General features: G+C 60.6%; 17 protein-coding genes. 13 read left to right on the top strand and 4 right to left on the bottom strand.

Translation table 11 applies throughout. The annotated features are described in order from the left end of the window. Positions 1-7: 7 nt before the first annotated feature. Positions 8-508, bottom strand: a complete 501-nt coding sequence (locus ATN84_RS14310; protein WP_068882307.1) for a type III secretion system chaperone family protein — start codon at positions 506-508, stop codon at positions 8-10. Between the two features lie 341 nt (positions 509-849). Beyond that, entirely contained in the window at positions 850-1170 is a 321-nt protein-coding gene (locus ATN84_RS14305; RefSeq protein WP_068882306.1) for an accessory factor UbiK family protein, read from the bottom strand. A 273-nt stretch (positions 1171-1443) separates the two neighbouring features. On the opposite strand from ATN84_RS14305, the gene lgt reads away from it, so the two are divergent. From lgt to ATN84_RS14275, 6 genes are all read left to right on the top strand, one after another. Then, positions 1444-2292 (top strand): prolipoprotein diacylglyceryl transferase, encoded by an 849-nt coding sequence (gene lgt, locus ATN84_RS14300; protein WP_068882305.1) that lies wholly within the window; start codon positions 1444-1446, stop codon positions 2290-2292. After that, positions 2289-3380: a class I SAM-dependent methyltransferase gene (locus tag ATN84_RS14295; RefSeq protein WP_068882304.1), complete on the top strand. Its 1092-nt coding sequence runs from the start codon at positions 2289-2291 to the stop codon at positions 3378-3380. Before lgt ends, ATN84_RS14295 begins: the two co-directional genes overlap by 4 nt. A gap of 154 nt (positions 3381-3534) precedes the next feature. Continuing rightward, positions 3535-4326, top strand: coding sequence for a peptidoglycan editing factor PgeF (gene pgeF / locus ATN84_RS14290; protein ID WP_068882303.1), 792 nt, complete (start codon positions 3535-3537; stop codon positions 4324-4326). A gap of 15 nt (positions 4327-4341) precedes the next feature. Continuing rightward, positions 4342-5493 carry a M24 family metallopeptidase gene (locus tag ATN84_RS14285; RefSeq protein WP_068882302.1) on the top strand — a complete coding sequence of 384 codons (1152 nt, stop codon included), beginning with the start codon at positions 4342-4344 and terminating at the stop codon, positions 5491-5493. A 75-nt stretch (positions 5494-5568) separates the two neighbouring features. Further along, a complete protein-coding gene (locus ATN84_RS14280; protein WP_068882301.1) occupies positions 5569-6126 on the top strand; it encodes a hypothetical protein in 558 nt (185 codons plus the stop codon). Between the two features lie 222 nt (positions 6127-6348). Beyond that, positions 6349-7281, top strand: a complete 933-nt coding sequence (locus ATN84_RS14275) for a ribose-phosphate pyrophosphokinase (protein WP_068882300.1) — start codon at positions 6349-6351, stop codon at positions 7279-7281. 75 nt (positions 7282-7356) lie between these two features. Here ATN84_RS14275 and ATN84_RS14270 read toward each other — a convergent pair whose 3' ends face one another. Both ATN84_RS14270 and ATN84_RS27285 read right to left on the bottom strand, forming a co-directional pair. Next, the gene (locus ATN84_RS14270) at positions 7357-8868 is read right to left on the bottom strand and encodes a helicase HerA domain-containing protein (RefSeq protein WP_068882299.1); all 1512 of its coding nucleotides are present in this window, start codon (positions 8866-8868) and stop codon (positions 7357-7359) included. Between the two features lie 121 nt (positions 8869-8989). Continuing rightward, positions 8990-9145: a hypothetical protein gene (locus ATN84_RS27285; protein WP_161939579.1), complete on the bottom strand. Its 156-nt coding sequence runs from the start codon at positions 9143-9145 to the stop codon at positions 8990-8992. 63 nt (positions 9146-9208) lie between these two features. Here ATN84_RS27285 and ATN84_RS14265 point away from each other — a divergent pair, with 63 nt between their 5' ends. The 7 genes from ATN84_RS14265 to ATN84_RS14235 all read left to right on the top strand — a co-directional run bounded on the left by ATN84_RS14265 (position 9209) and on the right by ATN84_RS14235 (position 13455). Further along, entirely contained in the window at positions 9209-9838 is a 630-nt protein-coding gene (locus ATN84_RS14265) for a 50S ribosomal protein L25/general stress protein Ctc (RefSeq protein WP_068882298.1), read from the top strand. 30 nt (positions 9839-9868) lie between these two features. Next, positions 9869-10606 carry an aminoacyl-tRNA hydrolase gene (pth, locus tag ATN84_RS14260; RefSeq protein WP_068882297.1) on the top strand — a complete coding sequence of 246 codons (738 nt, stop codon included), beginning with the start codon at positions 9869-9871 and terminating at the stop codon, positions 10604-10606. A 63-nt stretch (positions 10607-10669) separates the two neighbouring features. Beyond that, positions 10670-10915 (top strand): hypothetical protein, encoded by a 246-nt coding sequence (locus ATN84_RS14255; protein WP_068882296.1) that lies wholly within the window; start codon positions 10670-10672, stop codon positions 10913-10915. Beyond that, entirely contained in the window at positions 10902-11348 is a 447-nt protein-coding gene (locus tag ATN84_RS14250; RefSeq protein WP_068882295.1) for a PIN domain-containing protein, read from the top strand. The genes ATN84_RS14255 and ATN84_RS14250 overlap by 14 nt, the downstream gene beginning before the upstream one ends. A 17-nt stretch (positions 11349-11365) precedes the next feature. Then, positions 11366-12469 carry a redox-regulated ATPase YchF gene (ychF, locus tag ATN84_RS14245; protein ID WP_068882294.1) on the top strand — a complete coding sequence of 368 codons (1104 nt, stop codon included), beginning with the start codon at positions 11366-11368 and terminating at the stop codon, positions 12467-12469. Between the two features lie 36 nt (positions 12470-12505). Further along, positions 12506-12994, top strand: a complete 489-nt coding sequence (locus ATN84_RS14240) for a MaoC family dehydratase (RefSeq protein WP_068882293.1) — start codon at positions 12506-12508, stop codon at positions 12992-12994. After that, positions 12991-13455, top strand: a complete 465-nt coding sequence (locus tag ATN84_RS14235) for a MaoC family dehydratase (RefSeq protein WP_068882292.1) — start codon at positions 12991-12993, stop codon at positions 13453-13455. Before ATN84_RS14240 ends, ATN84_RS14235 begins: the two co-directional genes overlap by 4 nt. Positions 13456-13544: the final 89 nt, after the last annotated feature.

The raw sequence follows: 13544 nt of genomic DNA, 5'->3' as shown, positions 1-13544 counted from the left end.
CCTCACCTCAAGCATGCCCAACCGTTTCGAACAGCACGCTGTCCAGCGCCTCGCGCGCCGAAATGCCGGACCACACGACGAACTGGAACGCCTGGAAATAGCATTCGCAGGCATCGAGCGCGCTCGCCAGGAGCACTTCCACCTGGCGGCTCGTCGGCTCCGCGCCGCCGGCGAGCAACAGCGACTGGCGGAACATGATCGCACCCTCCTGCTGCCAGAGGTCGAAATGTCCCATCAACAACTGTTCGTTGATGAGCGAGAGAAGCCGCAGCACCTCGTTGACGCGCGCCTCGCTCACCTTGATGTCGAACGCGCAAGCCAAGTGAAGCGCCTCGAAATCCTCCATCCACGAGAAGGAGACATGATAATCCGTCCACAACCCAGCCACCGACATGGCAATTTCATCATCGCCTGTACGCTCGAACGACCAGTCGTTTGAATTTGCGACCTGTTCGATCACATCCACCGGATGCGCATCGCGAGCGATTTCAAGCTCAAGAAGGCTCATGACCATTTCCTGTTCTGGAGCAGACCTTCATAAAAAGGTCATACTCGAAATCTTGGACCGAGCGCACCAAACGCCCGCCTGAAAGGACGCAAACACATACTGATACTGGAGAACGGCTGTAGGCACTTGAACCCGCTAAAACCCCTTGTGCCGTCACCGCATGACTCAGCTTCGAATCATGTAGTGTTTTCAGTCTATTGATGCTGAGTCAGAGCGCTAGCCCCTTTTCGGAAAAGAGGCGTGAAAGCATGTGGACAGAGCCTGCCGCGCGAAGCCGCGCGGCACCCGTAACCGACTCTAAGACAAGGGTTTTTGCCTGCTCGAGCCTGTTGATAAATTTTTTACGAATTATTTCTGGATTTCGTCGAAGCAGCGGACGATTTCGCGGTTTTGGGGGCGGATTGTCCCTCGAATTTCGCAAGACGCGCCTCGAGTGCTTCGATCCGCTCAATGAGCGCGCTGTTTTCAGTGCGCGCTCTGGCCGCCATTTCGCGCACAGCCTCGAAATCCTCGCGTTGCACGACATCCATGGAATTGAGGATCCGCTCCACCTGCGCCCGCATGGCAGTCTCCACCTCGCGCCGCACGCCCTGGGCCGCTCCAGCCGCGTCGGTCACAAGCTTGGCGAGTTCGTCGAGGACCCGGTTCGTTCCGCTGGTCATGGCAGTCACCTCTGTTGAGCGCTTTCTTTCAGATAAGCTTCCATAATATGCGATGCAAGCACCGGATTGAAATCGTAGTGAATTCGATAGGTTCTGACCCTACAGCGCCGTGCGTCCGTTAGGACGCACAAAGGACGCTGGACGTTATTGAATCTACGCATCAGGCTTTCTGAAAATCGATTCCGATTTTCAGGCCGATGCTGTAGGTCAGGGCACAATGCTTGACCGGCGCGGGATCGTCTTGCATGGTCCGCCCAATTCTCGGAGAACCCCATGATCGAGCCGCTTCTGCCGCTTTCCGCTCTCGCCTTTCCCGATATCGATCCGGTGATCTTCTCGATCGGTCCGCTGGCGGTGCACTGGTATGGCGTCGGCTATGTCGTGGGCATCCTGTTTGCCTGGTGGTACGGCAAGCGCCTTCTCTCCAGGCCACAGCTTTGGGCTGGCGACCAGCCGCCGATGAAGCCGGAAGCGCTGGATGATTTCGTGCTCTGGGCCGCCCTCGGCGTCGTACTGGGCGGGCGCATCGGCTACGTGCTCTTCTATAATTTCAGCTATTATCTCTCCAATCCGCTGGCAATTCCCGCCGTATGGGACGGCGGCATGTCGTTTCATGGCGGCATTCTCGGCACCACGCTCGCCATGTTCCTCTTCGCCCGCTCGCGCGGCATCGGTGTCTGGAGCATGTTTGACACGGTCGCGGCGGGCGTTCCCGTCGGGCTCGGGCTGGTACGCATCGCCAATTTCATCAATTCCGAATTGTGGGGCCGCGTCAGTGATGTTCCCTGGGCGGTCTATTTTCCGAATGGCGGACCGGTGCCACGCCATCCCAGCCAGTTATACGAAGCGGCGCTGGAAGGGCTCGTGCTTTTCGCCGTGCTGTGGCTGCTGACCCATAAGGGGCTGAAGCTCAAGATGCCGGGCTATATCAGCGGCACGTTCGTCGCCGGGTACGGCCTTTGCCGCATCATCGTCGAATTCTTCCGCGAACCGGACCCGCAACTCGGCTATCTCCTTGGCGGCTGGCTCACCATGGGCATGGTGCTTTCCCTGCCGATGGTGCTGATCGGCCTCTGGGCCGTGCTGCGGGCCAAGAGTGCCGCGCGCCACGCCTCCGCATGACGACAGCTCTGAAGCAGCGCCTCGTCAGGCAGATCGAAACGACGGGGCCGATCAGCGTCGCCGAATATATGGCGGCATGCCTCGGCGACCGAGAAGCGGGCTATTATACGACGCGCGAGCCTTTCGGGCGCGAAGGCGATTTCATCACCGCGCCGGAGGTGAGCCAGATGTTTGGCGAATTAATCGGCGTCTGGTGCGCTGGCGCTTGGGAGGCGCTCGGCAAGCCGAAGGATGCGGTGCTCTGCGAAATTGGTCCCGGACGCGGCACGCTGATGGCCGATATGCTGCGCACCCTCAGGCAGATTGCGCCGGATTTCCTGCGGTCCGCTCGCATCACCATGGTCGAGACCAGTCCGCGCTTGGCTGAAATCCAGCGGGAAAAGCTGAAAAACCAGCCCGTTTCCATCGAATGGCACCGGGAAATCGAAGATATTCCCGAAGGACCGCTGATCCTCGTCGCCAACGAGCTCTTCGACGCGTTGCCGATCCGCCAGTATGTCAAGGTAAACGGCTGCTTCGTCGAGCGCCTCGTCACGACCAGGAACGCAGAGCTATGCTTCACCGCGGGCGCCGGCTCCATCGATACGGCACTTCTGCCTGATGGCCACACGCGGGCACCGGAGGGCGCAATCTTCGAGGTCGCCCCCGCCCGCACCGCATTGATGCAGCGGATCGTCGAGCGCATCGCCGCCAGCCGCGGCGGCGCCCTCCTTATCGATTATGGCCATCTCGAAGCGGGCTTGGGCGACACGCTGCAGGCGATCTCGAAGCATGAATTCCAGGGCGTGTTCGAAAAACCCGGCGAAGCGGACCTCACCAGCCATGTCGATTTCGCGGCACTGGCTGCGACGGCACGCGCTTTTTCCTGCCGGACAGGCGCCATGACGCAAGGCGATTTCCTGATCGCCATGGGGCTGCTCAACCGTGCCGGACAGCTCGGAGCGGACAAGGACGAGGTCTTTCGCGAGCAGATAAGGAATGATGTCGAGCGCCTCGCCGGGCCCGACCAGATGGGCACGCTCTTCAAGGTGCTCTGTGTCGGCGATCGGCAGAGCCGCATCTTTCCGTTCGATCGTGAGTCGGAGTAGAATCACGCAAAAATGAGGGTAATATCTCTGTGTCCGCCTTGTGCGAACGCAAAGACCCGTCCACGGATTTCGTCAGAATCCAGCTTCCAAAATGGAGCGATTGACTTCCCTTCCCCCCTCCATCACCATCCCCTCGCCTTGAGGAGCCCTGCCCATGCTGACCATTGACCGCCCTGCCCCGATACGCTCGCCGCTGCTCGAAGCCGGACGCAGCCGGGGCATCGTGCATGGCTTCTTCACCCGTCAGGGCGGCGTTTCCGAAGGAATCTATCGCGGCCTCAATGTCGGCGCCGGCTCCAGGGACGAGCCGCAGAACGTCACCGAAAACCGCCGCAGGGTGGCCCAGAGCCTCGGCGTCAGGCCGGAACATCTGCTGACCGTGCATCAGGTGCACTCGCCCGATGTCGTGACCGTCACCGCCCCCTTCCCCGGCGAAAGGCCGAAGGCGGACGCCATGGTCACCAACACGCCCGGCATCGCGCTCGGCACACTCAGCGCCGATTGCGGGCCGGTCCTCTTCGCAGATCAGGAGGCCCGCGTCATCGGCTCGGCCCATGCGGGCTGGCGCGGCGCCATCTCAGGCATTCTCGAAAATACGGTTGAGGCGATGATCGCGCTCGGGGCGGACCGCTCCCGCATCGTCGCCGTGCTGGGACCGACGATCGGGCCGGAGAATTACGAGGTGGGGCCGGAATTCTTCGCTGAGTTCGTCGCGCGAGATGCCGATTATGAGCGATATTTCAGCCCATCCCGCCAGGAAAACTACAAAATGTTCGACCTGTGGAGCTTCATCATCGACAGGTTGGAGGCGTCGGGCGTGAAGACCGGCGCCCTCATGCAATGTACCTATGCCGACGAGGCACAATTCTTTTCCTATCGGCGCACCACCCACCGCGGCGAAGCGGATTACGGGCGCCAGATTTCAGCCATAGCCATCACAGAGTAGAGGGGGAGTAGACGAATGGCCCTTCATTTCGAGCCGGAAGAATATGCCGCACGCCACGACCGCCTGCTTATGAAAATGGCGGAGGAGAAGCTGGACGCGCTGCTCCTGTTTTCGCAGGAGAGCATGTATTGGCTGACCGGATACGACACGTTCGGCTTCTGCTTTTTCCAGTGCCTGGTCGTCAAGGCTGATGGTTCGATGGTGCTGATGACCCGCTCGGCGGATTTGCGGCAGGCGCGCCATACCTCCAATATCGAGAATATCGTCTTGTGGACCGACCGGGAGAACGCCAACCCGGCCATCGACCTGCGCAACATCTTGAACGAGATGGACCTGCTCGGCTGCCGCATCGGCATCGAGTACCAGACCCATGGGCTGACCGCCGCCAATGGCCGCAAGCTCGACGAGCAACTGACCACCTTCGCCAAATTGGCCGATGCCTCGGGGCTTGTCGACCGGCTGCGGCTTCTGAAAAGCCCGTCCGAAATAACCTTCGCCCGCAAGGCCGCCAGCTTGAGCGACGATGCGCTCGATGCCGCCTTGAAGATCACCAAGGCCGGCGCCAGCGAAGCCGATATCCTGGCGGCCATGATGAGCGCGAATTTCGAGGGTGATGGCGACTATCCCGCCAATGAATACATCATCGGTTCGGGCGCGGACGCCCTACTCTGCCGTTATAAATCCGGCCGCAGGAAGCTGACGAAGAATGATCAGCTCACGCTCGAATGGTCCGGCGTCTACCGGCATTATCATGCGCCGATGATGCGCACGATCCTGACCGGCAAGCCGAGCAAGCGCCATCTCGAGCTCTATGATGCGGCTCGCGAGGCACTGGAAGCCGTCGAAGCGGCGCTGACCCCCGCCTGTACCTTCGGCGATGTTTTCGATGCCCATGCCAAGGCCATGGAAGCCCACGACCTCACCCGGCACAGGCTCAACGCCTGCGGCTATTCGGTCGGCGCGCGCTTCACGCCGTCATGGATGGATCCGCAGATGTTCTATTCCGGAAACCCCGAACGCATCGAGCCGGATATGACGCTTTTCGCCCATATGATCATCATGGATTCCGACAGTGAAACCGCGATGACGCTGGGCCGCACCTATCTTACCACGAGCGGTGCCGCAGAGCCGCTTTCCCGCCATTCTCTCGACTTGATTGTCAAGTGAATCGAAATCCTTATAAATTGCCAATGGGATAGATCAGCGGGGGACCGCCGCAGCGTCTGGAGCAAGCAGCCGAAAATGAAAAAACGGATCACTTCGATTGTTCTGCTGTTCGTCGGAGCACTTGCCGGCTGCAACAGTACCGAGGCAACTCTGTCGGTGCCGAATGCCGGCGACGCAACAGCTGCCGCGGCGGCGACCGGTCAGACCGCGGGACAGCCCTCTTCCACTCAGCCGGGAGCGGCGGGGCAGACCGCCGGAACGTTGCGCCTCGACAAGCTTCAGATCGCCCCGATCGTCGGCGCCCCGGTCAGCGTCGTCACGCCGCTGTCGCGGCGCCTGGCCGCGGATGCGAAAGAAAAGGGCGTGACGCTCGCCGGCGCCAGCGAGACCGGACAGGCCTATGTCATGAAGGGCTATTTCTCGGCGCTCGCGGAAGGCAACCAGACCACGGTTCTCTATGTCTGGGATATTCTTGATCCCTCAGGCAACCGGCTGCATCGTATTCAGGGCCAGGAGAAGGTCGCAGGCAGCGCGCCGGATTCCTGGAGCGCCGTCCCCCCTTCGGCAATGGAGGCGATCGCGGATCGCACCATGCAGGAATACGCTAGCTGGCTTGCGGCAAACCGCGCATGAGCCAAATGATGCCCGCGCTGCCGACTTGCAGCAGGAAAGCCGCATAAACCTTTGGAATCAAGAAGGTAATGTTGCCCCTTCGTACCTGTTTCCGCTACGGCACCCTGAAAACTTTTCAGTGATTGTTAGCCACATATCGCGATTGCACGCTTGCATTCACCGAGAGTCGCGGTAAAAGGCCGCCATCCACAAGGCTCGACCAGCGCCAGGGGCAGATCAAGCATGAAACTTTTTGCGGGCAACTCCAATCGTGTCCTGGCTGAATCCGTCGCAAAATATCTGAACATCCCCTTGGGCAAGGCCAGCGTCCGTCGCTTTGCCGATCAGGAGATTTTTGTCGAGATTCAGGAAAATGTCCGTGGCGAGGATGTTTTCGTCCTTCAGTCCACGTCCTATCCGGCAAACGATCATCTGATGGAACTGCTCATCATGATCGATGCCTTCCGCCGATCCTCCGCCCGCCGCATCACCGCCGTCATGCCCTATTTCGGCTACGCCCGGCAGGACCGCAAAGCTGGCCCGCGCACACCGATTTCGGCCAAACTCGTGGCCAACCTCATCACCGAAGCGGGCGCCAACCGTGTTTTGACCCTCGATCTCCATGCCGGCCAGATCCAGGGTTTTTTTGATATCCCGACCGACAATCTTTATGCCGTTCCGGTCATCGCCCGCGATGTGAAAGCCCGCTACTCCACCGAAAACATCATGGTCGTCTCCCCTGATGTCGGCGGCGTGGTGCGCGCCCGTTCGCTGGCAAAGCGCATCGACGCGCTGCTCGCCATCGTCGACAAGCGTCGCGAACGCCCGGGCGAGTCCGAGGTCATGAACGTCATCGGCGACGTAACGGGCAAGGATTGCCTCTTGTTCGACGATATCGTCGATTCCGGCGGCACGCTCTGCAACGCCGCCGAGGCGCTGCTGGCCAAGGGCGCCAAGAGCGTCACCGCCTATATCACCCATGGCGTGCTTTCCGGCGGAGCCGTCGCCCGCATCACATCTTCCAAGCTGAAGGAGTTGGTCATCACCGATTCCATTCAGCCCACCGCCGCCATCATGGCCGCTCCCAATATCCGGGTGCTTTCGATTGCCGATCTGATCGGCGAGGCGATCTCGCGCACGGCCGCCGAGGAATCGGTCTCGAGCCTTTTTGATTAAGTGAGTAGGGAATAGTGAGATAGGGAAGGGCGACATTCACGACCTCGCTATTCCCTATTCACTATCTCACTGATTTTACTCCGCCGCCGTCCGTTCTTCCCCCATCTCATCCGGCGCATTGGGATCGCCCGGCGCGGTCTCGCAGCCGAGATCGGGAAAGGCGACGATGCGTTTTCCCGTGAAGTCGGTGCGCACCACCAGAAGCCCCCTCTCCTCGAAATAGGTAAGAAGCCGCCGCGCCCGGCTCACCGAATGCGTGCCATAGGCGCGCGCCAGCACCGGATCGGAAGGACAAGCAGCGCCCGTGACGGCAGCCTGCGCGACGATCAGGAACACGCCCTGAACGTCGTCCGTCAGGCTTTGGGAGAGATCGAGCGCCTGCTGCCAGGTCTTGCCGGCAGCCGTCTCGCCATCGAGATTGGTCTGCGCCAGCGCCAGCCTGCGCCGGAACGCCGGCAGCGCCAGGGGCTCTCCCGGCACGCGATGGATACGGCAGCGGACGAGAAAATCCTGATAAAGCACCGCGACGGAGCGGAATGAGGCTTCTGGATCGTCAATGATCTCGCGCATTACCTTGTCGATGAGGTTCTCCCGCTCGGCATCGGCGATGCCGGGGAAAAGCGGCTCGCTAGGAGCTTCCGGCTCCGGCTTCGCTTTGGTGAGCTGGGCGAGAATCTCGGCGGTCGGGCGCGACGGTGGCGCGACGGGCGCACGCTTCACCACAGGGCGGATTTCCTCAGGCGCTGGCGTGAAGATCAGCTCACGCGCATCCTCCGGCGTATCGGGCAGCGGCATCAGCTTGGGACTGCTCGACCTGGCCGAGGTTTCCACCGGACCGATCTTGATGGACAGCGGCCGCCGCGACAAGGCCGGGCCAAGCGCCACGAAATGGCCGCGCTGGAGATCGCGGAACATCTCCGCCTGCCGCCGCTCCATGCCGAGCAGGTCGGCGGCGCGCGCCATGTCGATATCAAGGAAGGTCCGGCCCATCAGGAAGTTGGAAGCTTCAGCGGCCACATTCTTGGCGAGCTTCGCCAGCCGCTGCGTGGCGATGACGCCGGCAAGGCCGCGCTTGCGGCCGCGGCACATCAGATTGGTCATCGCGCCGAGCGAGAGCTTCCGCGCCTCGTCCGATACTTCGCCGCCAACGGCGGGAGCGAAGAGTTGCGCCTCGTCGACGACCACCAGCATCGGATACCAGTAATCCCGGTCGGCGTCGAACATGCCACCGAGGAAGGCCGCAGCGCAGCGCATCTGCTGCTCGACATCGAGCCCTTCCAGGTTGAGGACGACCGAGACGCGGTGCTGCCGGATGCGCGCGGCGATCCGCGTCAGCTCCGCCTCGGTGCGCGCGGCATCCACGACCACATGGCCGAACGCATCCGAAAGCGTGACGAAATCGCCCTCCGGGTCGATGATGCACTGCTGCACCCAGGAGGCGCTCTGTTCCAGGAGCCGGCGAAGAAGATGCGATTTGCCCGAACCCGAATTGCCTTGGACCAGCAGGCGCGTTGCAAGCAATTCCTCCAGATCGAGCATGGCCGCGGTCCCGCCGGACGTGGCTCCCATGTCGATGCCGACCTTCATCCTGCCTCCTGAAATATCTGTTCGAAGATTGTGCCGCGGATAGCATGATCACACCGGCCCCACCATCCCATAGCATCCCAAATCCGCTGGCGCGCCTCCCTTGTGACAAAACCCACAATAACTACGCAAGACCGGCGACAAGCGGAAAATTCCCCGTGAACTTGCACATTTCCAGCCTTTCCGTTATAGAGCCGCCATCCGTGTAGACACCCTTGGAGGCAACACGGAATGAGGCGGCCTTTCGTTCGCGTGTCGGACGGTAAATCGGTCGCTTCATGTTTTTCTGCCCGGCTTGGCCGAAAAGGAAAACACTCCAGATTTAACCTCGAAAGGAAATGCCATGAGCGAACAATACGAGCTCAAGGCCGAGGCGCGCGAACGGGTCGGTAAGGGGTCCGCCCGGGAACTTCGGCGCAACGGTAAAGTGCCTGCCGTCATCTATGGTGACAAGCAGCCCCCCCTCTCCATCGCCTTGTCCTACAAGGAGATCTACTACAAGATCCACGGCGGTGGCTTCAAGACGACGGTCGCCACGATCGATGTCGACGGCAAGAAGATTCAGGTCCTGCCCAAGGACTATCAGCTTGATCCGGTTCGCGATTTCCCGATGCATGTCGATTTTCTGCGCGTGTCGGAGAAGTCGGTCGTTCAGGTGAACATCCCCGTTCACTTCATCAACGAGGAAGCGGCTCCCGGCATCAAGCGCGGCGGCGTTCTCAACATCGTTCGCCATGACATCGAGGCCAATGTGCCCGCCAACGCCATCCCCGATTTCATCGAAATCGACCTGACTGGCCATCAGCTTGGCGATTCCATCCATATTTCCGCGGTGAAGCTGCCGCAGGGTGTCACGCCGGTCATCCAGGACCGCGACTTCACCATCGCGACCATCGCAGCACCTGCCGGCCTCAAGTCCGAGGAAGAGGCAGCGACCGAAGAAGCTGCGACGGAAGAGAAGGAAGGCGAGTAATCGTCTTCTTGGCATTCGGGAGCCGTTTCCATGCTGCTCATCGCAGGACTTGGCAATCCGGGCTCCCGCTATGCGAAAAACCGGCACAATATCGGTTTCATGGCGGCGGATGAAATACACCGCCGCCATCGCTTTTCTCCCTGGCAAAAGAAATTCCAGGCGGAGATCGCCGACGGCACCATCGGCGGCGAAAAGGTACTTCTAATCAAACCGCAGACCTTCATGAACCTTTCCGGCCAGGCGGTCGGCGAGGCCATGCGTTTCTACAAGCTCTCATCCTCCGATCTCGTGGTCATCTATGACGAATTGGACCTGCCTGCCGGCAAAGTACGCGTCAAGACGGGCGGTGGAGCAGGCGGGCACAACGGCATCAAATCGATCGATGCACATTGCGGCAAGGATTACCGCCGCATTCGGCTCGGCATCGGCCATCCGGGTGTCAAGGAACTGGTGCACGGTCATGTGCTGGGCGATTTCGCCAAGGCCGACAGCGAATGGCTGGAGCCGCTTCTGGCGGCCATAGCGGACAATGCGGATTTGCTGGTCAAGGGCGACGATAACAGCTTCATGAACCGCGTGTCGCTGGCGATGGGCGGAGGTGATCCGCGCTCGAACGGGCGAAAGGACAAGGGCGCCGGGAAACCGGCCGGCGCTGCCAAGGGCCAGAGTCATATACGCCAGGCACGCCCCGCCAAACCGGCAGCCGATATCCCCGCCAGCGGCCCCATGGCCGATATGCTGAAGAAGCTCTTCGGCAAGAAGGATTGAGTTAGGCCGCGGCCGACACTATATTGAGGCAACACGAATTCCGTGTTTTCGTGAGGCTGTGAGATGAAGAATATCACCATTTCCATGGATGAGGAATTGGCGCAACGTATTCGCGTAGCGGCCGCAAAGGCTGGAAAAAGCGTCTCCCGCTACATGGCCGAAGCAGGCGAGGAAAAAATGCAGGCGGAAGGGACCAGTCGCCGGAGCCGGCAACTTGAAGCATTGGAAAAGATTTTAAGCGGTCCCCAATGGGATGTGACGGAGAACGATCGTATGCCCACCGCCGAGGAACGCAATGCCCGGCGTTAAGGTGTTCGTCGACACCAACGTCCTCCTCTACATCCATGATCGTAAAAATCCGGATAAGCGCGAACGGGCGCGGGCTTGGCTTGAGATTTTGGCGCTGCAAGATCGCGCTCAGATAAACCTGCAAGTCCTCAACGAACTCACTTACGTATTCCTCAGAAAGAAGTGGTTCGATAGCCCTACGATCGCATTTGCCATTGTCGACCAGTTTGCTGCCTTCGGCGACAGGCCATTGGATCAGGCAGATGTGGAGTGTGCCCGTACACTTCACATGAAAACCGCATATTCCTGGTGGGACTGCCTTCTCCTTGCCTCTGCCATCGAGTTGAAGTGCCGCTACTTCCTTTCCGAGGACCTGCATGACGGCCATGCAATTGAAGGCTTGACGATCGTCAATCCTTTCCTGCACAGAGCAGGCGACATTCTCCCTTTGTAAGACAAGGAACGGACAGCATGGGTTTCAAATGCGGCATCGTCGGCCTGCCGAACGTCGGCAAATCGACGCTTTTCAACGCGCTGACCAAGACGGCGGCGGCACAGGCCGCGAACTATCCCTTCTGCACGATCGAGCCGAATACCGGCGAGGTCGCCGTGCCTGATCCTCGGATGAAGGCGATCGCCGCGGTCGCCAAGTCGCAGAACATCATTCCGACCCGCATCTCCTTCGTCGATATCGCCGGCCTCGTGCGCGGCGCCTCCAAGGGCGAAGGCCTGGGCAACCAGTTCCTCGCCAATATCCGCGAGGTCGATGCCATCGTCCATGTGCTGCGCTGCTTCGAGGATGACGACATCACCCATGTCGAGGGCCGCATCGATCCGGTTTCCGATGCCGAGACGGTCGAGACGGAGCTCATGCTCGCCGATCTCGAAAGCCTCGAGCGCCGCATCGTGCAGATCCGCAAGCGCGCCACCGGCAAGGACAAGGAAGCGCTGACCATCCTGCCGATGATGGAAAAAGCGCTTGAGCTCCTGCAGAACGGCAAGCCGGTGCGCCTGCTGCTCAAAGGTATTTCGGCAGAAGACCTTGCCATCCTTCAGGGCCTCAACCTCCTGACCTCGCATCCCGTCCTCTATGTCTGCAACGTCGCGGAAAGCGACGCAGCGACCGGCAACGACCACACCAGGGCCGTCGAAAAGATGGCGAAGGAGCAAGGTGCGGAAACCGTCATCATTTCCGCGGCGATCGAGGCCGAAGTGGCGCAGCTTTCAGACGAGGAAGCCAAGGAGTATCTCGATGCCATGGGGCTTGAGGAACCCGGCCTCGACCGGCTGATCCGTGCCGGCTACAGGCTGCTCGATCTCATCACCTATTTCACCGCCGGCCCAAAGGAGACCCGCGCCTGGACGATTCCGCGCGGAACCAAGGCGCCGCAGGCGGCAGGTGTCATCCACACCGATTTCGAGCGCGGCTTCATCCGTGCGCAGACGATCGCCTATAATGATTACGTCACGCTCGGCGGCGAAGTGGCGGCCAAGGAGGCCGGCAAGGCCCGCGACGAAGGCAAGGAATATGTGGTGCAGGATGGCGACGTGATGCTGTTCAGGTTCAATACCTGATCCATCCCGGTTCAATCATTCCGGAGGAGGCGGAATATGGATATGAAGCTTCATCATTACGCCTATGAAGACTTTACCATAGGCTTGGAATTGCCTCTGGGACCGAAGGAGGTGACGGCGGAGGAGATCGTCGCCTTCGCCGGCGAATTCGACCCGCAGCCCTTCCATCTTGACGAGGCGGCGGGAAAGGCCAGCATCCTCGGCGGTCTCGCCGCCTCCGGTTGGCACACCATCTGCATGCTGATGCGCATGATGTGCGATGCCTATATCACCGGCTCCACCTCACAGGGCGCCCCCGGCGTCGATTTCGTCAAATGGAAGAAGCCCGTGCTGGCCGGCGATACGCTGAGCGGCAGGACCAGAGTCCTCGACCGCCGCGTCTCCCGATCGAAGCCCGATCTCGGCTTCGTCACAGTGCATCATGAATTGTTCAATCAGAATGGCGAAAGCGTCTGCGAAGCGCAGCACGTCGCCATGTTCCTGCTGCGCGATCCGCAAGGCTTGGTCAAGGAGGCGGCGCGATGAGCCTTCTGGAAGAACAGATCGGCGTCGAACAGACGCTCGGCAGCTATACCTTCAGCGCCGAAGACATCATCCGCTTCGCCACGCTCTATGATCCGCAGCCCTTCCACATCGATCCGGAAGCCGCGAAGAAGAGCAATTTCGGCGCGCTCTGCGCATCCGGCTGGCACACCACCGCCGTCTGGATGAAGCTTAACGTGCAATCGATGGCAGAAGCGCTGAAGATGGCGAAATCCCGCGGCGAGCCGTTGCCGGTCTTCGGCCCCTCCCCCGGCTTCGAGAACCTCAAATGGCCGAAGCCCGTCTATGCCGGCGACACGATCACCTACAAGCGCACCATCAAGGCGATCCGTCCCCTCGCCTCCCGCCCCGGCTGGTCGATGCTGAACATGCACTCCTCCGCCTTCAATCAAGACGGCATGAAAGTGATGGAGTTCGACAGCGCCGCGCTGGTGAAGGTGTAAGAAACCGCTGATTGATATTCTCTCAGTCTCGCGACGTTACTCTCCCCACCGGTCCTTCGGACCATCTCTCCTCCATGGCATGGGTCGAA

This window comes from Paramesorhizobium deserti (assembly GCF_001558695.1).
GTDB classification, from domain to species: domain Bacteria; phylum Pseudomonadota; class Alphaproteobacteria; order Rhizobiales; family Rhizobiaceae; genus Paramesorhizobium; species Paramesorhizobium deserti.
The sequence above is the reverse complement of the archived record's forward strand: the minus strand, read 5'-3'. Positions and strand labels throughout refer to the sequence as shown.